21 protein-coding genes are annotated in these 24,171 nt (G+C 72.2%); 18 read left to right on the top strand and 3 right to left on the bottom strand.

The window, feature by feature from the left end; translation table 11 throughout:
* Positions 1 to 40: 40 nt before the first annotated feature.
* Complete coding sequence (locus ACL02U_RS23920) at positions 41 to 2,236, bottom strand: elongation factor G-like protein EF-G2 (protein ID WP_412792968.1); 2,196 nt, start codon at positions 2,234 to 2,236, stop codon at positions 41 to 43.
* A gap of 275 nt (positions 2,237 to 2,511) precedes the next feature.
* Here ACL02U_RS23920 and pgsA point away from each other — a divergent pair, with 275 nt between their 5' ends.
* The 16 genes from pgsA (at position 2,512) to ACL02U_RS23840 (ending at position 19,402) form a co-directional block, all read left to right on the top strand.
* A complete protein-coding gene (gene pgsA / locus ACL02U_RS23915) occupies positions 2,512 to 3,246 on the top strand; it encodes a phosphatidylinositol phosphate synthase (RefSeq protein WP_412792981.1) in 735 nt (244 codons plus the stop codon).
* On the top strand, positions 3,243 to 4,175 hold the full coding sequence (locus ACL02U_RS23910) for a phosphatidylinositol mannoside acyltransferase (RefSeq protein WP_412792967.1): 933 nt from the start codon (positions 3,243 to 3,245) through the stop codon (positions 4,173 to 4,175). The genes pgsA and ACL02U_RS23910 overlap by 4 nt, the downstream gene beginning before the upstream one ends.
* Positions 4,172 to 5,389: a glycosyltransferase family 4 protein gene (locus tag ACL02U_RS23905; protein ID WP_412792966.1), complete on the top strand. Its 1,218-nt coding sequence runs from the start codon at positions 4,172 to 4,174 to the stop codon at positions 5,387 to 5,389. The genes ACL02U_RS23910 and ACL02U_RS23905 overlap by 4 nt, the downstream gene beginning before the upstream one ends.
* Positions 5,390 to 5,881: 492 nt before the next feature.
* A complete protein-coding gene (locus ACL02U_RS23900) occupies positions 5,882 to 6,712 on the top strand; it encodes an alpha/beta fold hydrolase (RefSeq protein ID WP_412792965.1) in 831 nt (276 codons plus the stop codon).
* 99 nt (positions 6,713 to 6,811) lie between these two features.
* A complete protein-coding gene (locus tag ACL02U_RS23895; RefSeq protein ID WP_412792964.1) occupies positions 6,812 to 7,354 on the top strand; it encodes a hypothetical protein in 543 nt (180 codons plus the stop codon).
* A 256-nt stretch (positions 7,355 to 7,610) separates the two neighbouring features.
* Complete coding sequence (gene pdxS / locus ACL02U_RS23890; protein WP_412792963.1) at positions 7,611 to 8,516, top strand: pyridoxal 5'-phosphate synthase lyase subunit PdxS; 906 nt, start codon at positions 7,611 to 7,613, stop codon at positions 8,514 to 8,516.
* Between the two features lie 47 nt (positions 8,517 to 8,563).
* The gene (gene pdxT / locus ACL02U_RS23885; protein WP_412792962.1) at positions 8,564 to 9,163 is read left to right on the top strand and encodes a pyridoxal 5'-phosphate synthase glutaminase subunit PdxT; all 600 of its coding nucleotides are present in this window, start codon (positions 8,564 to 8,566) and stop codon (positions 9,161 to 9,163) included.
* A gap of 65 nt (positions 9,164 to 9,228) precedes the next feature.
* A complete protein-coding gene (locus tag ACL02U_RS23880; RefSeq protein WP_412792961.1) occupies positions 9,229 to 9,981 on the top strand; it encodes a YebC/PmpR family DNA-binding transcriptional regulator in 753 nt (250 codons plus the stop codon).
* A 167-nt stretch (positions 9,982 to 10,148) separates the two neighbouring features.
* Positions 10,149 to 10,736 (top strand): crossover junction endodeoxyribonuclease RuvC, encoded by a 588-nt coding sequence (ruvC, locus tag ACL02U_RS23875; RefSeq protein ID WP_412792960.1) that lies wholly within the window; start codon positions 10,149 to 10,151, stop codon positions 10,734 to 10,736.
* Entirely contained in the window at positions 10,733 to 11,338 is a 606-nt protein-coding gene (gene ruvA / locus ACL02U_RS23870; protein ID WP_412792959.1) for a Holliday junction branch migration protein RuvA, read from the top strand. Before ruvC ends, ruvA begins: the two co-directional genes overlap by 4 nt.
* Before the next feature lie 26 nt (positions 11,339 to 11,364).
* Positions 11,365 to 12,432, top strand: coding sequence for a Holliday junction branch migration DNA helicase RuvB (gene ruvB / locus ACL02U_RS23865; protein ID WP_412792958.1), 1,068 nt, complete (start codon positions 11,365 to 11,367; stop codon positions 12,430 to 12,432).
* Positions 12,433 to 12,598: 166 nt separating this feature from the next.
* On the top strand, positions 12,599 to 13,108 hold the full coding sequence (gene yajC / locus ACL02U_RS23860; protein WP_412792957.1) for a preprotein translocase subunit YajC: 510 nt from the start codon (positions 12,599 to 12,601) through the stop codon (positions 13,106 to 13,108).
* 129 nt (positions 13,109 to 13,237) lie between these two features.
* Positions 13,238 to 15,013, top strand: coding sequence for a protein translocase subunit SecD (gene secD, locus ACL02U_RS23855; protein WP_412792956.1), 1,776 nt, complete (start codon positions 13,238 to 13,240; stop codon positions 15,011 to 15,013).
* A gap of 1 nt (position 15,014) precedes the next feature.
* Entirely contained in the window at positions 15,015 to 16,124 is a 1,110-nt protein-coding gene (gene secF, locus ACL02U_RS23850) for a protein translocase subunit SecF (RefSeq protein WP_412792955.1), read from the top strand.
* On the top strand, positions 16,121 to 16,660 hold the full coding sequence (locus ACL02U_RS23845; protein WP_412792954.1) for an adenine phosphoribosyltransferase: 540 nt from the start codon (positions 16,121 to 16,123) through the stop codon (positions 16,658 to 16,660). The genes secF and ACL02U_RS23845 overlap by 4 nt, the downstream gene beginning before the upstream one ends.
* 171 nt (positions 16,661 to 16,831) lie before the next feature.
* A complete protein-coding gene (locus ACL02U_RS23840; protein WP_412792953.1) occupies positions 16,832 to 19,402 on the top strand; it encodes a RelA/SpoT family protein in 2,571 nt (856 codons plus the stop codon).
* 197 nt (positions 19,403 to 19,599) lie between these two features.
* Here ACL02U_RS23840 and ACL02U_RS23835 read toward each other — a convergent pair whose 3' ends face one another.
* Both ACL02U_RS23835 and ACL02U_RS23830 read right to left on the bottom strand, forming a co-directional pair.
* Positions 19,600 to 20,829, bottom strand: coding sequence for a DUF349 domain-containing protein (locus tag ACL02U_RS23835; protein WP_412792952.1), 1,230 nt, complete (start codon positions 20,827 to 20,829; stop codon positions 19,600 to 19,602).
* A 157-nt stretch (positions 20,830 to 20,986) separates the two neighbouring features.
* Entirely contained in the window at positions 20,987 to 21,805 is an 819-nt protein-coding gene (locus ACL02U_RS23830) for a peptidylprolyl isomerase (RefSeq protein WP_412792951.1), read from the bottom strand.
* A 177-nt stretch (positions 21,806 to 21,982) separates the two neighbouring features.
* On the opposite strand from ACL02U_RS23830, the gene ACL02U_RS23825 reads away from it, so the two are divergent.
* Positions 21,983 to 22,699 (top strand): MBL fold metallo-hydrolase, encoded by a 717-nt coding sequence (locus tag ACL02U_RS23825; protein ID WP_412792950.1) that lies wholly within the window; start codon positions 21,983 to 21,985, stop codon positions 22,697 to 22,699.
* Positions 22,700 to 22,712: 13 nt separating this feature from the next.
* On the top strand, positions 22,713 to 23,975 hold the full coding sequence (gene hisS, locus ACL02U_RS23820) for a histidine--tRNA ligase (protein WP_412792949.1): 1,263 nt from the start codon (positions 22,713 to 22,715) through the stop codon (positions 23,973 to 23,975).
* The last annotated feature ends 196 nt before the right edge of the window (positions 23,976 to 24,171 follow it).

Raw genomic sequence — 24,171 nt, 5'->3', positions numbered from 1 at the left:
CGGGGCCGGACCGGACGGGGCCCGCCCGGTCCGGCGCGCGTCAGGCCTCCTGCGCCTGGGCGCGGATCCGGTCCGCGATCTGCGCCGGCATCGGCTCGTGCCGCACGTAGCGGCGGCTGAAGCGGGCGGTGCCGTGCGACAGGGAGCGCAGGTCGACGGCGTACCGGCCGATCTCGATCTCGGGCACCTCGGCCCGTACGAGCGTGCGCCCGCCGGGTGTCTGCTCGGTGCCCTGGACCCGGCCGCGCCGCCCGGACAGATCGCTCATCACGGCACCCACGTAGTCGTCGCCGACCAGCACGCTCACCTCGGCCACCGGTTCCAGCAGGTGGATCCCCGCGTCCGCGGCCGCCTCCCGCAGGGCGAGTGCACCGGCGGTCTGGAAGGCGGCGTCCGAGGAGTCCACCGAGTGCGCCTTGCCGTCCAGGAGCGTCACCCGGACGTCGATCAGCGGGTACCCGTCGGCCACCCCCTTCGCGGACTGCGCGCGCACCCCCTTCTCGACCGACGGGACGAACTGCCGGGGCACCGCCCCGCCGACCACCTTGTCCACGAACTCGATGCCGGAGCCGCCCGGCAGCGGCTCGACCTCGATCTCGCAGATGGCGTACTGGCCGTGCCCGCCGGACTGCTTGACGTGCCGGCCGCGTCCGGCGGACCGGCTGGCGAAGGTCTCCCGCAGCGGCACCCGGTGCGGGACGATGTCGACCTGGACGCCGTAGCGGCTGCGCAGCCGCTCCAGCGCGACGTCCGCGTGGGCCTCGCCCAGGCACCACAGCACGACCTGGTGGGTGTCCTGGTTCTGCTCCAGCCGCATCGTCGGGTCCTCCGCGACCAGCCGGGCCAGGCCGTGCGAGAGCTTGTCCTCGTCCGGCTTGCTGTGCGCCTGGATGGCGAGCGGCAGCAGCGGGTCGGGCATCTGCCACGGCTCCAGCAGCAGCGGATCCTCCTTCGCGGACAGCGTGTCGCCGGTCTCGGCCCGGCCCAGCTTGGCCACGCACACCAGATCGCCAGCCACGGCGTGCGTCACCGGGCGCTGCTGCTTGCCGAACGGCATGGAGAGCGCGCCGACGCGTTCGTCGACGTCGTGGTCCTCGTGCCCGCGGTCGGTCATGCCGTGCCCGGAGACGTGCACGGTGCTGTCGGGCCGCAGGGTGCCGGAGAAGACGCGGACCAGGGAGATCCGGCCGACGTACGGGTCGGAGGACGTCTTCACCACCTCGGCGGCGAGCGGGCCGTCCGGGTCGCACGGGGCGAGTTCGCGCGGCTTCCCGTCGATGGTGGTGACCCCCGGCACCGGGTGCTCCAGCGGGGTGGGGAACCCACCGGTGACCAGTTCCAGCAGTTCCACCGTGCCGAGGCCCTGGCGGGCGCCCTCGGCCGCGGGAGCGGCGGCCAGCACGGGGAAGAAGGTGCCGCGCGCCACGGCCCGCTCCAGGTCCTCCACCAGCGTCCCGACGCTGATCTCCTCGCCGCCGAGGTAGCGGTCCATCAGGGTCTCGTCCTCGCTCTCGGCGATGATCCCCTCGATGAGCCGGTTGCGGGCCTCCTCGATCAGCGGGAGCCGGTCGGGGCCCGGAGCGGACTCCTCGCGCTCGCCGCCGGAGTAGTCGTACAGCCGCTGCGACAGCAGGCCGATCAGCCCGGTCACCGGCGCGTGCCCGTCGCCCTGCCGCGTGCCGTGCACGGGCAGGTACAGCGGCAGCACGGCGTCGGGGTCGTCGCCGCCGAAGGCCTCCGCGCACACCCGGGTCATCTCCTCGAAGTCCGCCCGGGCGGCGTCCAGATGCGTGACGACGATGGCGCGCGGCATCCCGACCGCGGCGCACTCCTCCCACACCATGCGGGTCGACCCGTCCACGCCGTCGGCGGCCGAGACGACGAAGAGGGCCGCGTCCGCCGCGCGCAGACCGGCCCTGAGCTCCCCGACGAAGTCGGCGTATCCGGGGGTGTCGAGCACATTGACCTTGATACCGTCCCGTTCCACCGGCACCAGGGAGAGCTGCACCGAACGGTGCTGCCGGTGCTCGATGCCGTCGTAGTCCGAGACGGTCCCGCCGTCCTCCACCCGGCCCGCCCGCTTGACCGCCCCCGCGGTGAGCGCGAGGGCCTCCACCAGCGTCGTCTTGCCCGATCCGGAGTGGCCGACCAGCACCACATTCCGTATGGACGCGGGGTGGTCGGCCGCCACTGCCCTGCCGGCGGCCCCGGGGTGTGTCTGCGTCTTGTCGCCCATGATCCTGCCTCCCGTGCACGGTGAGGTCACTGTGGGCGCGGACGCGCGGGGCCGGCCCGGACTCCGTCCGGGGGGCGCCCCTCGGCGGCGGCTCCGGCGACGCCCGCGGTTATTCGAGCTTTCCACTCCCGTCACGGCTCGTCCATACGGCGGGCGTGATCGCGGTGCCCGCACCGTCCGGCGGCCGCTGCCCGCACCGGCCGCCGGGCGGGCAGGAGGCCGCTGACACGGGTGTCCGGGTGCCCCGCCGTCGCGCGGGCGCACGCGTGGCTACGATGGGCCAGCCGGCGGCCAGCACGGGCCGCGGCGCCACACCGACCGTCGGGAAGGCCATGCTGAACAAGTACGCGCGTGCATTCTTCACGCGTGTTCTCACACCGTTCGCCGCGTTTCTCATCCGCCGGGGCGTCAGCCCGGACACGGTGACGCTCCTCGGCACCGCCGGCGTGATGGCCGGCGCGCTGGTCTTCTACCCCCGGGGGGAGTTCTTCTGGGGAACGGTCGTGATCACGCTGTTCGTGTTCTCGGACCTGGTCGACGGGAACATGGCGCGCCAGCTCGGGCGCTCCAGCCGCTGGGGGGCCTTCCTGGACTCCACGCTCGACCGGGTCGCCGACGGGGCCGTCTTCGGCGGCTTCGCGCTCTGGTACGCGGGCAGCGGCGACGACAACCTGCTCTGCGCGGTGTCGATCTTCTGCCTGGCCAGCGGCCAGGTGGTCTCCTACACCAAGGCGCGCGGAGAGTCGATCGGGTTGCCGGTCGCCGTCAACGGGCTGGTGGAGCGTGCCGAACGGCTGGTGATCTCCCTGGTGGCGGCCGGCTTCGCGGGTCTGCACAAGTTCGGGGTGCCGGGCATCCAGTACCTGCTGCCCGTCGCCCTGTGGATCGTCGCCGTCGGCAGCCTGGTCACGCTGGTGCAGCGGGTGGTCACGGTCCGCAGGGAGGCGGCCGAGGCGGACGCCGCCGCGGCCGCCCGGCCCGAGGCGCAGGGCAGGGAGGCGGCGACGTGAGTGCCGCGGAGCGCGTGACCGACGCGCTGTACGGCATCGGCTGGGGCACGGTGAAGAAGCTCCCCGAGCCGGCCGCCGTGCGCCTGGGCCGCACCCTCGCCGACCTCGCCTGGAAACGCCGCGGCAAGGGGGTGCGGCGGCTGGAGTGCAACTACGCGCGGGTGGTGCCCGACGCGGGCCCGGAACGGCTCGCCGAGCTGTCCCGGGCGGGCATGCGGTCCTACATGCGGTACTGGATGGAGTCGTTCCGGCTGCCTGCCTGGAGCACCGACCGGATCAGATCGGGCTTCGCCCCGAAGGACGTGCACTACCTGACCGACGGCCTCGCCGCCGGCAAGGGCGTCATCCTCGCCCTGCCCCACCTGGCCAACTGGGACCTGGCGGGCGCCTGGGTGACCACCGAGCTGGGCACGCCCTTCACCACCGTCCAGGAGCGGCTGAAGCCCGAGTCGCTGTACGACCGCTTCGTCGCCTACCGCAGCGGACTCGGCATGGAGGTCCTCCCGCACAGCGGCGGCGCCGCCTTCGGCACGCTGGCGCGGCGACTGCGCGACGGCGGCCTGGTGTGCCTGGTCGCCGACCGCGACCTGTCCGCCTCCGGCGTGGCCGTGGACTTCTTCGGCGACACCGCCCGGATGCCCGCCGGACCGGCCCTGCTGGCCCAGCAGACGGGCGCCCTGCTGCTTCCGGTGACCCTCTGGTTCGACGACTCGCCCGTGATGCGGGGCCGGGTCCATCCGCCGATCGAGGTCCCCGGGTCAGGTAGCCGGGCCGAGAAGGCGTCTGTCATGACACAGGCGCTGGCCGACGCCTTCGCCACCGGCATCGCAGACCATCCGGAGGACTGGCACATGCTGCAGCGGTTGTGGCTCGCCGACCTGGATCCCGCGCGGGATCCGGCCGGGGAGCAGACGAAGGGGTCCGCGTGAGGATCGGCATCGTCTGCCCGTACTCCTGGGACGTGCCCGGCGGGGTCCAGTTCCACATCCGCGACCTGGCCGCGTACTTCATCCGTCAGGGCCACGAGGTGTCCGTGCTGGCACCCGCCGACGACGACACCCCGCTGCCGCCGTACGTCGTCTCCGCGGGCCGCGCGGTGCCGGTGCCGTACAACGGGTCCGTGGCCCGGCTCAACTTCGGCTTCCTCAGCGCCGCGCGGGTACGCCGCTGGCTGCACGAGGGCGCCTTCGACGTCATCCACATCCACGAGCCGACCTCGCCCTCGCTGGGCCTGCTGGCCTGCTGGGCGGCGCAGGGCCCGATCGTGGCGACCTTCCACACCTCCAACCCGCGCTCCCGGGCCATGATCGCCGCCTATGCGATCCTCCAGGCCGCGCTGGAGAAGATCAGCGCCCGGATCGCGGTCAGCGAGTACGCCCGCCGCACCCTGGTCGAGCACCTGGGCGGCGACGCCGTGGTCATCCCCAACGGGGTGGACGTCGGTTTCTTCGCCGGGGCCGAACCCCGGCCGGAGTGGCAGTCGGCGCCGGCCCCGGACCCCGCCGGCGGCGCCGATCCGGAGCCGGGCGGGACCATCGGCTTCATCGGGCGGATCGACGAACCCCGCAAGGGCCTTCCGGTGCTGATGCGGGCCCTGCCGAGGATCCTCGCCGCCCGGCCGGGGACCCGGCTGCTGGTGGCCGGGCGCGGTGACGAGGAGGAGGCGGTGCAGTCGCTGCCCGCCGAGTACCGCTCGCGGGTGGAGTTCCTCGGCATGATCAGCGACGAGGACAAGGCGCGGCTGCTGAGCAGCGTCGACCTGTACGTCGCCCCCAACACCGGAGGGGAGAGCTTCGGGATCATCCTGGTCGAGGCGATGTCGGCGGGCGCCCCCGTGCTCGCCTCCGACCTCGACGCCTTCGCCCAGGTGCTCGACGGGGGTGCGGCGGGCGAGCTCTTCGCCAACGAGGACGCCGACGCGCTGGCCGAGGCGGCCGTACGCCTGCTCGGGGATCCGGCGCGCCGGGCGGAGCTGAGCGAGCGCGGCCGGGTGCACGTGCGCCGCTTCGACTGGTCCACCGTCGGCGCGGACATCCTCTCCGTGTACGAGACGGTGACCTCGGGTGCGGCCGCGGTGGCCGCCGACGAGCGGGCCGCGGGCGGCGGCGGCCTGCGGGCACGCCTGGGGCTCGCCCGGGACTGATCCCGGCAACACCGGTCCCGGTACCGCCCGCCAGCGGGCGGTACCGGCAAGCGGGCGGTACCGGAGTCCAGGCGTGACGGCTTCCGTGCACGCTCCGCCGACGGACCGCCGTTGTCGCCGTGCCTCGTCCGGAGGCGGCTGGCGCCCGGTCCGTCACGTGCCTTGTGCGCCCGGCTGTCACCTGACCGGTGCGTCCGGCCCCGTCAGGTGCCCGGTGCGTCCGGCCGTCAGGTGCCCCGTGCGCCCGGCCGTCACGTGCCCCGTGCACTGGACCGTCATGCGCCCCCTGTCCGCGGCCTTCGTCCTGGAATGCGTGCCCGCCGGGGGGCAAGTAGCTTGAAAGCCGGCCATGCGCCCGCAGACCGTCCCACGAGCGCGGTGCACGCGGCGGATCCCGGGGCCCCGCTCCGCGGTCCGTCCCGCGTCCCGGGGCCCGGCGCCCGGGTGACCGACCCGTGGCCGACCCCCGCTTCGCCTTCCCGGAGGACCGACATGAGCACGGTGACCACCTCTGACGGCACCGAGATCTTCTACAAGGACTGGGGCCCGCGCGACGCGCAGCCGATCGTCTTCCACCACGGCTGGCCCCTCAGCTCCGACGACTGGGACGCCCAGCTGCTGTACTTCCTGGCCGAGGGCTTCCGCGTCGTCGCACACGACCGCCGGGGGCACGGCCGCTCCGGCCAGCCCGCGTCCGGCCACGAGATGGACACCTACGCCGCCGACGTGAACGCGCTGACCGACGCCCTGGACCTGAGGGGAGCAGTGCACGTCGGGCACTCCACCGGGGGCGGCGAAGTCGCCCGGTACGTCGCGCGGGCCGCGCCGGGCCGCGTCGCCAAGGCCGTCCTCGTCGCCGCCGTACCGCCCGTCATGGTGCAGAAGGAGGGCAACCCGGAAGGCACCCCCCTCGAGGTGTTCGACGGCTTCCGCGCCGCCCTGGCCGCCAACCGCGCCCAGTTCTACATCGACGTGCCGACCGGACCCTTCTACGGCTTCAACCGGCCCGGCGCCGAGGTGTCCCAGGGCCTGATCGACCGCTGGTGGCTGCAGGGCATGACGGGCGCCGCCAACGCGCACTACGAGTGCATCAAGGCGTTCTCGGAGACCGACTTCACCGAGGACCTCAGGAAGATCGACGTGCCGGTGCTCGTGATGCACGGGACGGACGACCAGGTCGTGCCCTACGCCGACTCCGGGCCGAAGTCCGCCGAACTGCTGAGCAACGGCACCCTGAAGACCTACGAGGGCTATCCGCACGGGATGCTGTCGACCCACCCGGACGTCCTCAACCCCGACATCCTCGCCTTCATCCGCTCCTAGCGTGCCCGCAGCAGCGGGCGGGCCGGCGGGCCGCCCGCTGCTGCGGCCGGGTGCGGTGGCAGGCCGGCCCGTCCGGGCGCGGTACTAGGCTGACGGGCCGTGACCCCAACCCTGATCTGGATCGCCGTCGCCCTCGCGCTCGTCGCGCTGTACCTCAGCTGGACGGCGGGCCGGCTGGACCGGCTGCACGCGCGGATCGACGCCGCCCGCGCCGCGCTCGACGCCCACCTGCTGCGCCGGGCCTCCGTGGCCCAGGAACTGGCGACCTCGGGCGTGCTGGACCCGGCCGCCTCGATCGTCCTGTACGAGGCCGCGCACGCGGCCCGGCAGGCGGAGGAGGAGCAGCGGGAGGTCGCCGAGAGCGAACTCAGCCAGGCCCTGCGCGCCGTGTTCGCGGACCCCCAGCAGGTCGAGGCGGTGCGCGAGGCGCCCGGGGGAGAGGCGGCGGCCCACGAGCTGACCGAGGCGGTCCGCCGGGTGCCGATGGCCCGCCGCTTCCACAACGACGCGGTGGGCGCGGCCCGCCGACTGCGCGAGCACCGCAAGGTCCGCTGGTTCCGGCTGGCCGGACACGCCCCGTTCCCGCTCGCCTTCGAGATGGACGACGAACCGCCTGCGGCACTGGTGGCGCGGGCGGCGTAGGCACCCGGTCCGCGGGACCGGACAGCGTCCCCCGCCCTGCCGCGCGCCGGGAGGGGGGCGGGCGGACGGCGGCGGGGCCCGGGACGGGGCGGCGCTGAGGAGTCCCAGGCGCGACGGCGGCGCCGACGGCGAGGCCACGGCAAGGGCCGCCGAAGGGAAAACGATCCACCGTCCTGCCATTGGCCCTTGCAGTGGCCTGGTCAGCTCGCGTTTCCTCGGTACGGCACCACCCCCTTCTTCTTCAGCGAGGTCATCCGTGTCCACCACCGAGAACCAGGCTCCCGAGACCGGCACCGCCCGTGTGAAGCGCGGCATGGCCGAGCAGCTCAAGGGCGGCGTGATCATGGACGTCGTCACGCCGGAGCAGGCGAAGATCGCCGAGGACGCGGGCGCCGTCGCCGTCATGGCCCTGGAGCGGGTCCCGGCCGACATCCGCAAGGACGGCGGCGTGGCGCGCATGTCCGACCCGGACATGATCGAGGGCATCATCGAGGCCGTCTCGATCCCGGTCATGGCCAAGTCCCGCATCGGCCACTTCGTGGAGGCACAGGTCCTGCAGTCCCTCGGCGTCGACTACATCGACGAGTCCGAGGTGCTCACCCCCGCCGACGAGGTCAACCACTCCGACAAGTGGTCCTTCACCACGCCGTTCGTCTGCGGCGCCACCAACCTGGGTGAGGCCCTGCGCCGCATCGCCGAGGGCGCGGCGATGATCCGCTCCAAGGGCGAGGCCGGCACCGGCAACGTCGTCGAGGCGGTCCGCCACCTGCGGCAGATCAAGAACGAGATCGCCCAGCTCCGCGGCCTGGACAACCACGAGCTGTACGCCGCCGCCAAGGAACTGCGCTCCCCCTACGAGCTGGTCGCCGAGGTGGCAAGGCTCGGCAAGCTGCCCGTCGTGCTGTTCTCCGCCGGCGGTGTCGCCACTCCCGCCGACGCCGCGCTCATGCGCCAGCTCGGTGCCGAGGGCGTCTTCGTCGGCTCCGGCATCTTCAAGTCGGGCGACCCGGCCAAGCGCGCCGCCGCCATCGTGAAGGCGACCACCTTCTACGACGACCCCAAGATCGTCGCGGACGCGTCCCGCAACCTCGGCGAGGCCATGGTCGGCATCAACTGCGACACCCTCCCCGAGACCGAGCGCTACGCCAACCGCGGCTGGTGACCTCCGGCAACCGCACAGCAACGGGTACGACCAGGTACATCCCTGCCATGAACACTCCTGTCATAGGCGTCCTGGCCCTCCAGGGCGACGTCCGGGAGCACCTCGCAGCCCTGGCCGCGGCGGACGCCACGGCCAGGGCGGTGCGGCGCCCCGAAGAGCTCGCCGAGGTCGACGGCCTCGTCCTCCCCGGCGGCGAGTCCACGACCATCTCCAAGCTGGCCGTCCTGTTCGGCATGATGGACCCGCTGCGCGCGCGGGTCCGGGACGGCATGCCGGTCTACGGCACCTGCGCCGGCATGATCATGCTGGCCGACAAGATCCTCGACCCGCGTTCGGGGCAGGAGACGATCGGCGGCATCGACATGATCGTGCGCCGCAACGCCTTCGGCCGGCAGAACGAGTCCTTCGAGGCCGCGGTCGACGTGCGGGGCGTCCCGGGCGATCCCGTGGAGGGCGTCTTCATCCGCGCCCCCTGGGTGGAGTCGGTCGGCGCCGGGGCCGAGGTGCTCGCCGAGCACGACGGCCACATCGTCGCGGTCCGCCAGGGCAACGCGCTCGCCACGTCGTTCCACCCCGAACTGACCGGCGACCACCGCGTGCACGCCCTGTTCGCCGACATGGTGCGCGCCCACCGGACGCCGGAGTAGCACGCGAGTCCTTGTAGGATCTCTGGCGTTCGTACAGAGATGGGTTACGCGAAGGAGACAGGCAGATGTCCGGCCACTCTAAATGGGCCACGACGAAGCACAAGAAGGCCGTGATCGACGCCAAGCGCGGCAAGCTCTTCGCGAAGCTGATCAAGAACATCGAGGTCGCGGCCCGGATGGGCGGTGCCGACCCGGAGGGCAACCCGACGCTGTACGACGCCATCCAGAAGGCGAAGAAGCAGTCGGTCCCCAACAAGAACATCGACTCCGCCGTCAAGCGCGGCGCGGGCCTGGAGGCCGGCGGCGCCGAGTACGAGACGATCATGTACGAGGGCTACGGCCCCAACGGCGTCGCCGTGCTCATCGAGTGCCTCACCGACAACCGCAACCGGGCCGCCTCCGAGGTGCGCGTCGCCATGACCCGCAACGGCGGCTCGATGGCCGACCCGGGCTCGGTGTCGTACCTGTTCAACCGCAAGGGCGTGGTGATCGTCCCCAAGGGTGAACTGGGCGAGGACGACGTGCTGGGCGCGGTGCTCGACGCCGGTGCCGAGGAGGTCAACGACCTCGGCGAGACCTTCGAGGTCATCAGCGAGCCGACCGACCTGGTCGCGGTCCGCACCGCCCTGCAGGACGCCGGCATCGACTACGAGTCCGCCGACGCCAACTTCGTCCCGACCATGCAGGTCGAGCTGGAGGAGGAGGGCGCGAAGAAGATCTTCAAGCTGATCGACGCCCTGGAGGACAGCGACGACGTGCAGAACGTCTTCGCCAACTTCGACGTCAGCGACGAGGTCATGGAGAAGGTCGACGCCTGATCCGGCGCCGACCGGCCGGGCGGGCCGGCCGCGGCCGCACCACCGGGCCGCACCCTCCCGCGGAGGCTCCCGCCCGCCCCTCCCTCCCGGTCCGTTCATGTCGGCCGGCCGCTTTGTCAGTGGCACCCGATAGCCTGCACAAACAGGCGAGCGAAGGGAGGGGCGCGGTGCGCGTGCTCGGCGTGGACCCGGGACTGACCCGCTGCGGCATCGGCGTCGTGGAGGGCGTCGCGGGGCGACCGCTCAGCATGATCGGCGTCGGTGTCGTCCGCACCCCCGCGGACATCGACCTGAGCCGCCGGCTCCTCGCCGTCGAGCAGGGCATCGAAGGGTGGCTGGACGAGCACCGCCCCGAGTTCGTCGCGGTGGAGCGCGTGTTCAGCCAGCACAACGTCCGCACCGTGATGGGCACCGCCCAGGCCAGCGCGGTCGCCATGCTATGCGCCGCCCGCCGCGGCATCCCGGTCGCCCTGCACACCCCCAGCGAGGTCAAGGCCGCCGTCACCGGCACCGGGCGCGCCGACAAGGCGCAGGTCGGCGCCATGGTCACCCGCCTGCTGCGACTGGACGCCCCGCCCAAGCCGGCCGACGCGGCCGACGCCCTCGCCCTGGCCATCTGCCACATCTGGCGCGCCCCCGCCCAGAACCGGCTCCAGCAGGCCGTCGCCGCGCACGCGCACGGGACCCGGCCGGCGGCGCCCGACACCCCCGGGGCCCGCCGGGCCCGCCACACCCCGAAAGGCCGCACCGCATGATCGCCTTCGTCAGCGGCCCGGTCGCCGCCCTCGCCCCCGACACCGCGGTACTCGAGGTGGGCGGGGTCGGCATCGCCGTGCAGTGCACACCGAACACGCTCTCCGTGCTGCGCGTCGGCGACCGGGCCCGGCTGGCCACCTCCCTCGTCGTCCGGGAGGACTCGCTGACCCTGTACGGCTTCACCGACGACGACGAGCGCCAGGTCTTCGAGCTGCTGCAGACCGCCAGCGGCGTCGGCCCCCGGCTCGCCCAGGCCATGCTCGCCGTGCACACGCCCGACGCACTGCGCCGAGCGGTCGCCACCGGTGACGAGAAGGCGCTGACCGCCGTCCCCGGCATCGGCAAGAAGGGTGCCCAGAAGCTGCTTCTGGAGCTCAGGGACCGCCTCGGCGAACCGGTCGGAGCCCCCGCCGCCGCCGGGGCGCCGGCCGCCGGCGGCTGGCGCGACCAGCTCCACGCCGCACTCGTCGGCCTCGGCTACGCCCCCCGCGAGGCCGACGAGGCCGTCACCGCGGTGACCCCGCAGGCCGAGGCCGCCGACCACCCGCAGGTGGGGCAGCTCCTGAAGGCCGCCCTGCAGACGCTGAACCGAGCCCGCTGACCCCGACCCGCCGAGGCACACCACACATGAACCGGGACGAAGCGACCGACACCGCCGCCGAGCGGCTGGTGGGCCCCGCCGCCGACGGGGAGGACCAGGCCGTCGAGGCCGCCCTGCGGCCCAAGGACCTGGGCGAGTTCATCGGCCAGGAGAAGGTCCGCGAGCAGCTCGACCTCGTCCTGCGCGCCGCACGCGCGCGCGGGGCGACCGCCGACCACGTGCTGCTGTCGGGCGCCCCCGGCCTCGGCAAGACCACCCTCTCCATGATCATCGCAGCCGAGATGGGTGCCCCGATCCGCATCACCTCCGGACCCGCCATCCAGCACGCCGGCGACCTCGCCGCGATCCTCTCCTCCCTCCAGGAGGGCGAGGTCCTCTTCCTCGACGAGATCCACCGCATGTCGCGGCCCGCCGAGGAGATGCTCTACATGGCGATGGAGGACTTCCGCGTCGACGTCATCGTCGGCAAGGGCCCGGGCGCCACCGCCATCCCCCTCGAACTGCCCCCGTTCACCCTGGTCGGCGCCACCACGCGGGCGGGCCTGCTGCCGCCGCCGCTGCGGGACCGCTTCGGCTTCACCGCCCACATGGAGTTCTACGAGCCCACCGAACTGGAACGGGTCGTGCACCGCTCGGCCCGGCTGCTCGACGTGGAGCTCGACTCCCACGGTGCCGGGGAGATCGCCGGCCGGTCCCGCGGCACCCCCCGCATCGCCAACCGCCTGCTGCGCCGCGTGCGGGACTACGCGCAGGTCAAGGCGGACGGGGTGATCACCCGGGAGATCGCCGCGGCCGCCCTCGCCGTCTACGAGGTCGACGCCCGCGGTCTCGACCGCCTCGACCGGGCCGTGCTGCAGGCCCTGCTGAAGCTGTTCGGCGGCGGGCCCGTCGGCCTGTCCACCCTCGCGGTCGCCGTGGGGGAGGAGCGCGAGACCGTCGAGGAGGTGGCCGAACCCTTCCTGGTCAGAGAGGGTCTGCTGGCCCGCACGCCGCGCGGCCGGGTCGCCACCCCCGCCGCCTGGGACCACCTCGGCCTCACCCCGCCCCGTTCCACGGTGGCGGGAAACGGACAACAGGACCTGTTCGGGGCGTGACGGCGCGGTATTCGCGGCCTCGGGAACGCGGGTGCCATGCTGAGCGTTGTTCCATGCACGCGGACTCGCCTAGACTCCGCCGGTGCCGCCCCTGCAGGCGGCGCAGCCCGCACCCCCATACACCAGGCCGCTCACCGCCGCGGTCGTGCGAAGGAAAATTCGTCCCGTGAATAGCCTCGTGACCCTCCTCCCCTTCATCGTGCTCATCGGGGCCATGTTCCTGATGACCCGCTCCGCCAGGCGCAAGCAGCAGCAGGCCGCGGACATGCGGAACAAGCTGCAGCCCGGCTCCGGCGTCCGCACCATCGGGGGCATGTACGCGACGGTCAAGGAGGTCAACGAGGAGACGGTCCTCCTCGACGCCGGGCCGGGTGTGGAACTGCTCTTCGCCAAGAACGCCATCGGCGCCGTGCTCACCGACGACGACTACAACCGGATCGTCCACGGCATCGAGCACGACCTGAAGTCCGACGCCGACATCGTCCCGGACGACGCCTCCTCCCTCACCGAGGCCGACGAGACCGACGCGCCCGCCGACGCTGCCGCCTCGCACGACGACAAGATCGACCTCGGCAAGGATGACGCGGCCGGGGAGTCGTCCGACGACGCCGAGGCCACCGAGGCCGGCGCCGAGGAGGAGTCGAAGAAGACCGAGGGCGGCTCCGAGGCGAAGTAGCCGTGTGCCGGGGTGCGCGGGACGGCTCCCGCACCCCGGGACGCGTGCCGGACGCAGGGGTCCCCAACCATGTCATGGCCGCCGCCGCGCCCACCCGGCGCGGAGCGGCCCGAGAGGGAGTACAAGAAGGTGGCAGCACCTAAAAAGGGCCGGAGCGCAAGCGCCCAGAGCAAGCCGTGGCGCTCGCTGGCCCTGATCCTGATCGCCATCGCGGCGCTCACCGGAGGCATGTTCGCCTCCGGGAACACCACTCCGCGTCTCGGCATCGACCTGGCCGGCGGCACGAGCATCACGCTCCGAGCCGTCCCGGAGGCCGGGCAGGAATCCGCGATCAACAAGACCAACATGGACACCGCGGTCGAGATCATGAACCGCCGCGTCAACGGTCTTGGTGTCTCGGAGGCCGAGGTTCAGACCCAGGGCAATGACAACATCATCGTCAACATCCCCAGGGGCACGAACTCCAAAGAGGCGCGGCAGCAGGTAGGCACCACCGCCAAGCTGTACTTCCGCCCCGTACTCGCGACCGAGGTCTCCGCCCCCGCCGGGAAGGCCAGCCCCTCGCCCAGCGCTTCCGGCAACCCCTCGGCCGCCGCCACCGACAAGGCGACCGACAAGGCCACCGGCAGCGCCGCGCCCTCCGCCTCCGCGAGCCCGTCGAGCAGCGCCACCTCCCAGGGCCGCGCGGTCACCGACGCGCTGAAGGCCGACTCCTCGCCCTCGGCCGGCAGCTCCGGCAGCCCGAAGGCGTCCTCCACCCCGTCCGGCGCCAGCAGCGCCGCCGCCGACGCCAGCAAGCTCCAGGCCCAGTACGCCGCGCTGAACTGCGCCGACGAGAAGGTCCGCGCCACCGCCGGCAAGGGCGCCAAGCCCAGCGAGGCCACCGTGGCCTGCGGACAGAACTCCCAGGGCGCCTGGCAGAAGTACGTGCTCGGCCCGGCCGAGGTCGACGGCACCGACGTGAAGAAGGCCCAGGCCGTCTACAACACCCAGACCGCCGCGGGCTGGACGGTGACCATGGAGTTCACCTCCGGCGGCGCCAAGAAGTTCGCCGACATCACCGGCAAGCTGGCCAAGAACCAGACCCCGCAGAACCAGTTCGCGATCGTCCTGGACGGCGAGGTCGTCTCCGACCCGTACGTCAACCAGGCGCTGACCGGCGGCAACGCGGAGATCTCCGGCAACTTCGACCAGGAAGAGGCGCAGAGCCTCGCCAACATGCTGTCCTACGGCGCCCTGCCGCTGACCTTCAAGGAGGACAGCGTCACCACGGTGACCGCCGCGCTGGGCGGCGACCAGCTCCACGCCGGACTGATCGCGGGCGCCATCGGCCTGATCCTCGTCGTGCTCTACCTGCTGGTCTACTACCGCGGCCTGTCCATGATCGCCGTCGCCTCGCTGCTGATCTCCGCGGCCCTGACGTACTCGATCATGTCGCTGCTCGGCCCGGGCATCGGCTTCGCGCTGAACCTGCCCGCCGTGTGCGGCGCCATCGTCGCGATCGGCATCACCGCGGACTCGTTCATCGTCTACTTCGAACGCATCCGCGACGAGATCCGCGAGGGCCGCTCGCTGCGGCCCGCCGTCGAGCGCGCCTGGCCGCGCGCCCGGCGCACCATCCTCGTCTCCGACTTCGTGTCCTTCCTCGCCGCCGCGGTGCTCTTCATCGTCACCGTCGGCAAGGTGCAGGGCTTCGCGTTCACCCTCGGCCTGACCACCCTGCTCGACGTGGTCGTCGTCTTCCTGTTCACCAAGCCGCTGATGACGATCATGGCGCGCCGGAAGTTCTTCGCGAGCGGCCACCGCTGGTCCGGCCTGGACCCGAAGGCCCTGGGTGCCAAGCCACCGCTGCGCAGCAACCGCCGTCCCCGCCCCGCCGGCCCCGTCGACCCGAAGGAGGCCTGAGATGTCGAAACTCGGCAACCTCGGTGCCCGGCTCCACCGCGGCGAGGTCGGCTACGACTTCGTCGGCAACCGCAAGATCTGGTACGGCATCTCGATCCTCATCACCATCACGGCCATCGTGGGCCTGGCGGTGCGCGGGCTGAACATGGGCATCGAGTTCCAGGGCGGTGCCGTCTTCACCACCCCGAAGCACACCAACGTCTCCGTCTCCCAGGCCGAGACGTACGCGCAGGACGCCTCCGGGCACGACACGATCGTGCAGAAGCTCGGTGACGGCAGCCTCCGCATCCAGATCGCCGGCATCGACACCGGCGCGGCCGACAAGATCAAGGACAAGCTGGCCGGCGACCTCAAGGTCGACGCCGAGAAGATCAACGCCGACCTGGTCGGCCCGAGCTGGGGCGAGCACATCGCCAACAAGGCCTGGCAGGGCCTGGCGATCTTCATGGTGCTGGTCGTGATCTACCTGGCGATCGCCTTCGAATGGCGGATGGCGGTGGCGGCGCTCGTCGCCCTGATCCACGACATCACCATCACCACCGGCATCTACGCCCTCGTCGGGTTCGAGGTCACCCCGGGCACGGTGATCGGTCTGCTGACCATCCTCGGCTACTCGCTCTACGACACGGTCGTCGTCTTCGACAGCCTCAAGGAGCAGACGAAGGACATCACCCGGCAGACCAGGTGGACCTACAGCGACATCGCCAACCGCTCCATCAACGGCACCCTGGTCCGCTCGATCAACACCACGGTCGTGGCGCTGCTCCCGGTCGCGGGCCTGCTGTTCATCGGCGGCGGCGTGCTCGGCGCCGGCATGCTCAACGACATCTCGCTGTCGCTGTTCGTCGGCCTCGCCGCCGGTGCGTACTCCTCGATCTTCATCGCCACGCCGCTCGTCGCCGACCTCAAGGAGCGCGAGCCGCAGATGAAGGCCCTGCGCAAGCGGGTCCTGGCCAAGCGCGCCAAGGCCGCCGCGGACGAGGAGACCGCCGAGGCCCGTGCCACGGTGCCCGACGACTCCGAGGACGCCGCGCCCGCGGTCGTCGGCCCCCGCGACCAGCCCGTCTCCCGCACCCGCGGACGCGGCCGGCCCTCGGGCAAGCGCCGATGACCGGCGTCGAGGAGCTGCTGCTCAGCCGCATCCGCGACGTCGCCGACTACCCGCAGCCGGGCGTGATGTTCAAGGACATCACCCCGCTGCTGGCCGACCCGGCCGCGTTCACCGCGCTCACCGACGTCCTCGCGGACACCGCGGTACGCACCGGCGCCACCAAGATCGTCGGCCTGGAGGCCCGCGGGTTCATCCTGGGCGCTCCGGTCGCCGTCCGCGCCGGACTGGGCTTCGTGCCCGTGCGCAAGGCCGGCAAGCTGCCCGGCGCCACCCTCAGCCAGGCCTACGACCTGGAGTACGGCTCCGCGGAGATCGAGGTGCACGCCGAGGACCTGGTCGCCGGCGACCGGATCCTGATCGTCGACGACGTCCTCGCCACCGGGGGCACCGCCGAGGCGTCCATCCGGCTGATCCACCGCGCGGGCGCCGAGGTCGCGGGCGTCTCGGTGCTGATGGAGCTCGGCTTCCTGGCCGGCCGCGCCCGGCTGGAGCCCGCTCTGGGCGCGGCCCCGCTGGAGGCGCTGCTCACCGTCTGACAGGCCCCGAAGAGGGCCGGGGCGGGCTCCGGGGGAATCCGGAGCCCGCCCTTCGCGTTCGTGCCGTGGAAGGCCGCACAGCGGCCTGAAGGCGAGCCCGGAGCACGGGATCGCTACGATGGGGACTCCGGAGCCTGACCGGGGGACCCGGATCGCGCACGAGGAGTCCTCTTGCCAGACGAGGCCCAGCACCTGACCGCCGCCAAGCCCGAGCCCCCCTCGGCCGCGGCGGCGAAGCCCGCGCCGAGCGCACCGCACGCCAAGAACGACGACCGCGGTCCGGTCGAGCACGCCCAGTCCGCGCCCCCCGACCGGCCCGCGGAGAGCACCGCCGCGAAGCCGGCCGAGCAGGCACGGCCCAAGCCGGCGCCGCCCGAGCGCCCGGCCAGCACCCCCGCGGTCCGCCCCAACGTCGGCCAGCCCGCCCGCAGCGGCTCCTCCAACCGGGTGCGCGCCCGGCTCGCCCGCCTCGGCGTCCAGCGCGCCAACCCGTACAACCCGGTCCTGGAGCCGCTGCTGCGCATAGTGCGCAGCAACGACCCCAAGATCGAGACCGCGACGCTGCGCCAGATCGAGAAGGCGTACCAGGTCGCCGAGCGCTGGCACCGCGGTCAGAAGCGCAAGAGCGGCGACCCCTACATCACGCATCCGCTCGCCGTCACGACCATCCTCGCCGAGCTGGGCATGGACCCGCCCACCCTGATGGCGGGCCTGCTGCACGACACCGTCGAGGACACCGAGTACGGCCTCGACGACCTGCGGCGCGACTTCGGCGACGTGGTCGCCCTCCTCGTCGACGGCGTCACCAAGCTGGACAAGGTCAAGTTCGGCGAGGCCGCGCAGGCCGAGACCGTGCGCAAGATGGTCGTCGCCATGGCCAAGGACCCGCGCGTCCTGGTCATCAAGCTCGCCGACCGGCTGCACAACATGCGCACCATGCGCTACCTCAAGCGGGAGAAGCAGGAGCAGAAGGCCCGCGAGACGCTCGAGATCTACGCGCCGCTCGCCCACCGCCTGGGCATGAACACCATCAAGTGGGAGCTGGAGGACCTCGCCTTCGCGATCCTCTACCCCAAGATGTACGACGAGATCGTGCGGCTGGTGGCCGAGCGGGCGCCCAAGCGTGACGAGTACCTGGCCATAGTGATCGACGAGGTCCAGCAGGACCTGCGCGGGGCCCGTATCAAGGCGACCGTGACCGGCCGCCCGAAGCACTACTACAGCGTGTACCAGAAGATGATCGTCCGCGGCCGGGACTTCGCGGAGATCTACGACCTGGTGGGCATCCGCGTCCTGGTGGACACGGTCCGCGACTGCTATGCGGCGCTGGGCACGATCCACGCCCGCTGGAACCCGGTTCCGGGGCGGTTCAAGGACTACATCGCGATGCCCAAGTTCAACATGTACCAGTCGCTGCACACGACGGTCATCGGACCCAACGGCAAGCCGGTCGAGCTGCAGATCCGCACCTTCGACATGCACCGCCGCGCCGAGTACGGCATCGCCGCGCACTGGAAGTACAAGCAGGACGCGGTGGCCGGTGCCTCCAAGGTCCGCACCGACGCCCCGAGGCCCGCCGGGAAGTCGGGCAAGGACGCCGGCGCCATCAACGACATGGCCTGGCTCCGCCAGCTTCTGGACTGGCAGAAGGAGACGGAGGACCCGGGCGAGTTCCTGGAGTCCCTGCGCTTCGACCTCTCCCGCAACGAGGTCTTCGTCTTCACCCCCAAGGGCGACGTGATAGCGCTCCCGGCCGGGGCGACCCCGGTGGACTTCGCCTACGCGGTCCACACCGAGGTCGGCCACCGCACGATAGGAGCCCGGGTCAACGGACGCCTGGTTCCGCTGGAGTCGACCCTCGACAACGGCGACCTGGTGGAGGTCTTCACCTCCAAGGCGTCCGGCGCCGGCCCCTCCCGCGACTGGCTGGGCTTCGTCAAGTCGCCGCGCGCCCGCAACAAGATCCGGGCCTGGTTCTCCAAGGAGCGCCGCGACGAGGCGATCGAACAGGGCAAGGACGCCATCGTGCGGGCGATGCGGAAGCAGAACCTGCCGATCCAGCGGATCCTGACCGGCGACTCCCTGGTGACGCTGGCGCACGAGATGCGGTACCCGGACATCTCCGCGCTGTACGCCGCGATCGGCGAGGGCCATGTCTCCGCGCAGCACGTCGTGCAGAAGCTGGTGCAGGCGCTCGGCGGCGAGGAGGCGGCCAGCGAGGAGATCGACGAGTCGGTCCCGCCCACCCGCGGCCGCAGCCGCAAGCGGCGCAGCAGCAACGATCCCGGAGTCGTCGTCAAGGGCGTCGACGACGTCTGGGTGAAGCTGGCCCGCTGCTGCACGCCCGTACCCGGCGACCCGATCATCGGCTTCGTCACCCGCGGCAGCGGAGTATCGGTTCACCGCAGCGACTGCGTCAACGTCGATTCGCTGTCCCGCGAGCCCGAACGCATCCTGGACGTCGAGTGGGCGCCCACCCAGTCCTCGGTCTTCCTGGTCGCCATCCAGGTCGAGGCCCTGGACCGCTCCCGTCTGCTGTCGGACGTCACCCGCGTGCTGTCCGACCAGCACGTCAACATCCTCTCGGCGGCCGTGCAGACCTCCCGCGACCGCGTGGCCACCTCCCGCTTCACCTTCGAGATGGGCGACCCCAAGCACCTCGGGCACGTCCTGAAGGCCGTACGCGGCGTCGAGGGCGTCTACGACGTGTACCGCGTGACCTCGGCCCGCGCCCGCTCCTAGGGCACCCGCCGCGGCCCCTCGGGCGCCCGGCCCGGAGCAACCGTGGGGGAGAGGGACGGTGCCCCCACCACTCAGGGGCCCCGCCCGCGGCGGATCCCGCCCCCGTGCGGCACCGGGTGCCGTCCGCCACGCACGGCCGAGGGCCCCGTACGAGACGTACGGGGCCCTCGACCGAGCCGTGCGGTGGCGGTGTGCGGTCAGCCGCCGAACTCCTCCAGGCCCTTCAGCGCCTGGTCCAGCAGCGCCTGCCGCCCGGCGAGCTCCTTCTGCAGCTTGTCCGCCCGGGCCGTGTTGCCCTGCGACCGCGCCTGCTCGATCTGGGCGTTCAGCTTGTCCACCGCAGCCTGGAGCTGGCCGGTCAGCCCCTCGGCACGTGCCCGCGCCTCCGGGTTGGTCCGGCGCCACTCGGTCTCCTCGGCCTCCTGGAACGCCCGCTCGACGGCGTGCATCCGGCCCTCGACCTTCGGCCGGGCGTCCCGCGGCACGTGGCCGATGGCCTCCCAGCGCTCGTTGATCGAGCGGAACGCGGCGCGCGCCGCCTTCAGGTCGGTCACCGGCAGGAGCTTCTCCGCCTCCCCGGCCAGTTCCTCCTTCAGCTTCAGGTTCTCCGCCTGCTCCGCGTCGCGCTCGGCGAACACCGCGCTGCGCGCCCCGAAGAAGACGTCCTGGGCGCCGCGGAAGCGGTTCCACAGATCGTCCTCGTGCTCGCGCTGGGCGCGGCCGGCGGCCTTCCACCGGGTCATCAGGTCGCGGTAGCGGGCCGCCGTGGGCCCCCAGTCCGTCGAGCCCGACAGCTCCTCGGCCTCGGCGACCAGGCGCTCCTTGGCCCGCCGTGCCTCCTCGCGCTGCGCGTCCAGCTGCGCGAAGTGCGCCTTGCGGCGCTTGGAGAACGCCGAGCGGGCGTGCGAGAAGCGGTGCCACAGCTCGTCGTCGGACTTGCGGTCCAGCCGGGGCAGCCCCTTCCAGGTGTCCACCAGGGCACGCAGCCGTTCACCGGCCGCCCGCCACTGATCGGACTGAGCCAGCCCCTCGGCCTCCGCGACCAGTTCCTCCTTGGCCCTGCGGGCCTCGTCGGACTGCTTGGCCCGCTGTGCCTTGCGCTCCTCGCGGCGCGCCTCCACGGCCTCGACCAGCTTGTCCAGACGGACCCGCAGCGCGTCCAGATCACCGACCACGTGGTGGGCGTCCACCTGCTCGCGGATGTGGTCGATCGCGGCCCGGGCGTCCTTCGCCGCCAGGTCGGTGGTCTTCACCCGCTTCTCGAGGAGGCCGATCTCGACAACCAGGCCCTCGTACTTGCGCTCGAAGTAGGCCAGCGCCTCCTCGGGGGAGCCGGCCTGCCAGGATCCGACGACCTGCTCGCCGTCGGCCGTACGCACGTACACGGTCCCCGTCTCGTCGACGCGGCCCCACGGGTCGCTGCTCACAGCGCCTCCTCCACATGATGCCTGCGGGGGGCCTCGGCTCCCCCGGCATCGTCCACAGTTTCGTACTCGCCAACATAGGCGACCAGCGGGATCCCTGTCCGCATCCAGCGCGACCGAATTGGACGGCCGGCGCCGGACGACCTCGGCACCCCCGACGTCAGGACTTGGTCACCGTCGCCTTGTTGATCACGACCGTCGCGTTCGGGGCGCCGTCCCCGGCACCCGTGCTCTCGCCGGCGGCGGCGATCTTCTTCAGCACCTTCATGCCCGACGCGGAGACCGTACCGAACGGCGTGTAGCTCGGCGGCAACTGGCTGTCCTGGTAGACCAGGAAGAACTGGCTGCCGCCGGTGTGCGCCTGCCCCGTGTTGGCCATCGCCACGGTGCCCGCGGGATAGACGTTGCCCTTCAGGCTGGCGTCCTTCAGGTTCTCGTCCGGGATCGTGTAGCCCGGACCGCCGGTGCCGGCGCCCGTCGGGTCGCCGCACTGCAGCACGTAGATGCCGTTGGTGGTGAGGCGGTGGCACTTGGTGTGGTCGAAGTAGCCCTTGCCCGCGAGGAAGTGGAAGGAGTTCACGGTGTGCGGGGCGGCCGAGGCCTTCAGCGCGACGTCGATGTCACCGCAGGTCGTCGCGAGCTTCATGGTGTACTTCGCCGACTTGTCGATGGTCATCGCCGGCTCCTTCTTCCAGGTCTCCTTCTTGACCTGGCCCGCGGCCGGCTTGTCGCACGGGTCCGGCACCTTGCTCGGCGCGGAGGCGCTCGGGGTGACGTCGGCGCTCGCGTTGGCCTTGTCGTCGCCCTTGAGGGTCCCGGTCGTGTACAGCGCGACGCTGCCCACGAGGACCACACCGAGCACCGAAGCGATCACCGCATTGCGCATCCGCGCCTTGCGCCGCGCGTCGGTGCGCCGCTGCTGCTGCCGCAAGAACTTCTCCCGGGCGAGCTGACGCCGCCGCTGCTCCTGGCTGACCACCGCGTTTACTCCTCATACGTCTCGTACGTCGACTGGGGCGTGTGCGTCTCGTGCGCCGACCGCCTGCATGTGCCCCGTACCGTATATGGGTTCGCTGAGGAAACGGCAGCGCCGGTAGGCTCTGAGCGCTGGCATGCCCTTCCAAGCCGCCCGTTATCGACCCAACGAAGGACGATCGTGCTCATTGCCGGGTTCCCCGCCGGGGCCTGGGGGACGAACTGCTACCTCGTCGCCCCCGCCGCCGGAGAGGAGTGCGTGATCATCGACCCGGGCCACCAGGCCTCCCCAGGAGTCGAGGAAGCGCTGAAGAAGCATCGCCTCAAGCCGGTCGCCGTCGTCCTCACCCACGGCCACATCGACCATGTGGCCTCCGTCGTCCCGGTGTGCGGCGCGCACGACGTGCCCGCCTGGATCCACCCCGACGACCGGTACATGATGAGCGACCCCGAGAAGGCGCTCGGCCGCTCCGTCGGCATGCCGCTGATGGGGGAGCTGACCGTGGGGGAGCCGGACGACGTCAGGGAGCTGGGCGACGGCACCGTCCTGGAACTGGCCGGGCTGGAGCTGTCCGTCGCGCACGCCCCCGGCCATACCAAGGGGTCGGTGACCTTCCGGATGCCCGAGACCGCGGACGTTCCGCCGGTCCTCTTCTCGGGCGACCTGCTCTTCGCCGGCTCCATCGGACGCACCGACCTGCCCGGCGGCGACATGGCCGAGATGCTCGACTCGCTGGCCCGCGTGTGCCTGCCGCTCGACGACTCGACCGTGGTGCTGTCCGGCCACGGCTCCCAGACGACCATCGGGCGGGAGCGGGCCACCAACCCGTACCTGCGGCAGGTGGCCGCAGACCGCCCCGAGCGGGGCGCCGCCGGCGCCCCGCGACGAGGAATGTGACGAGAGACCTTCCGTGAGCACCTTCAAGGCCCCCAAGGGCACCTACGACCTGATCCCGCCGGACTCCGCCACGTACCTGGCGGTCCGGGAGGCGATCGCCGCCCCGCTGCGCAACTCCGGCTACGGCTACATCGAGACGCCCGGCTTCGAGAACGTGGAGCTGTTCGCGCGCGGGGTGGGCGAGTCGACGGACATCGTGACCAAGGAGATGTACGCCTTCGAGACCAAGGGCGGCGACCGGCTGGCCCTGCGCCCCGAAGGCACCGCCTCCGTGCTGCGCGCCGCGCTGGAGGCCAACCTCCACAAGACGGGCAACCTCCCCGTCAAGCTCTGGTACTCCGGCTCGTACTACCGCTACGAACGCCCGCAGAAGGGCCGCTACCGGCACTTCTCGCAGGTCGGTGCCGAGGCGATCGGCGCCGAGGACCCGGCCCTGGACGCCGAGTTGATCATCCTGGCCGACCAGGCGTACCGCTCGCTGGGGCTGCGCGACTTCCGCATCCTGCTCAACAGCCTCGGTGACAAGGAGTGCCGCCCGGTCTACCGGCAGGCGCTCCAGGACTTCCTGCGCGGACTGGACCTGGACGAGGACACCCGCCGCCGGATCGACATCAACCCGCTGCGCGTCCTGGACGACAAGCGCGAGGCCGTGCAGAAGCAGCTCACCGGGGCGCCCCTGCTGCGCGACTACCTGTGCGACGCCTGCAAGGCGTACCACGAGGAGGTCCGCGAGCTGATCGGCGCGGCCGGCGTGGCCTTCGAGGACGACCCGAAGCTGGTCCGCGGCCTGGACTACTACACCCGCACCACCTTCGAGTTCGTCCACGACGGTCTGGGCTCCCAGTCCGCGGTGGGCGGCGGCGGCCGCTACGACGGGCTGTCGGAGATGATCGGCGGTCCGGCGCTGCCGTCCGTCGGCTGGGCCCTGGGCGTCGACCGCACGGTCCTCGCCCTCCAGGCGGAGGGCGTCGAGCTCCGGCTCCCGTCCACCACCAGCGTGTTCGCCGTCCCGCTGGGCGAGGAGGCCCGCCGGGTGCTGTTCGCGAAGGTCACCGAACTGCGCAGGGCGGGCGTCGCCGCCGACTTCTCGTACGGCGGGAAGGGGCTGAAGGGCGCGATGAAGAACGCCAACCGCAGCGGCGCCCGGTACGCCGTCGTCGCCGGGGAGCGCGATCTCGCCGAGGGGGTCGTGCAGCTCAAGGACATGGAGTCCGGCGAGCAGACGGCGATCGGCCTGGACGAGGTCGTGGCCGAACTCCGGTCGCGGCTCGGCTGAGCCCGCCCCGACCGGGACCGAGCCGCCGCGGCGACGGAGCGCCGGGAGCCCCCGGCGGGCCCCGGCGCTCCCGCCGTACCGGACCGGTTCGCACACGCGGCCGGAATCGAACGCCGGAGGGTGATCGTCCGTACCTCCTTACGGGCACCGGACGGTGGAAAGCCGTACGCGTGCGGCACAATGGCCGTGCCCGAAG

The organism is Streptomyces sp. MS06, from assembly GCF_047200655.1.
Classification (GTDB): domain Bacteria; phylum Actinomycetota; class Actinomycetes; order Streptomycetales; family Streptomycetaceae; genus Streptomyces.
This window is presented reverse-complemented; position numbering and strand designations above follow the sequence as displayed.

Bases quoted from the DNA above. Each gene is read 5' to 3' on its own strand.
- ACL02U_RS23920 (WP_412792968.1), bottom strand. From the start codon at position 2,236: ATGGGCGACAAGACGCAGACACACCCCGGGGCCGCCGGCAGGGCAGTG.
- pgsA (WP_412792981.1), top strand. From the start codon at position 2,512: ATGGGCCAGCCGGCGGCCAGCACGGGCCGCGGCGCCACACCGACCGTC.
- ACL02U_RS23900 (WP_412792965.1), top strand. From the start codon at position 5,882: ATGAGCACGGTGACCACCTCTGACGGCACCGAGATCTTCTACAAGGAC.
- pdxT (WP_412792962.1), top strand. From the start codon at position 8,564: ATGAACACTCCTGTCATAGGCGTCCTGGCCCTCCAGGGCGACGTCCGG.
- ACL02U_RS23880 (WP_412792961.1), top strand. From the start codon at position 9,229: ATGTCCGGCCACTCTAAATGGGCCACGACGAAGCACAAGAAGGCCGTG.
- ruvA (WP_412792959.1), top strand. From the start codon at position 10,733: ATGATCGCCTTCGTCAGCGGCCCGGTCGCCGCCCTCGCCCCCGACACC.
- ruvB (WP_412792958.1), top strand. From the start codon at position 11,365: ATGAACCGGGACGAAGCGACCGACACCGCCGCCGAGCGGCTGGTGGGC.
- secF (WP_412792955.1), top strand. From the start codon at position 15,015: ATGTCGAAACTCGGCAACCTCGGTGCCCGGCTCCACCGCGGCGAGGTC.
- ACL02U_RS23845 (WP_412792954.1), top strand. From the start codon at position 16,121: ATGACCGGCGTCGAGGAGCTGCTGCTCAGCCGCATCCGCGACGTCGCC.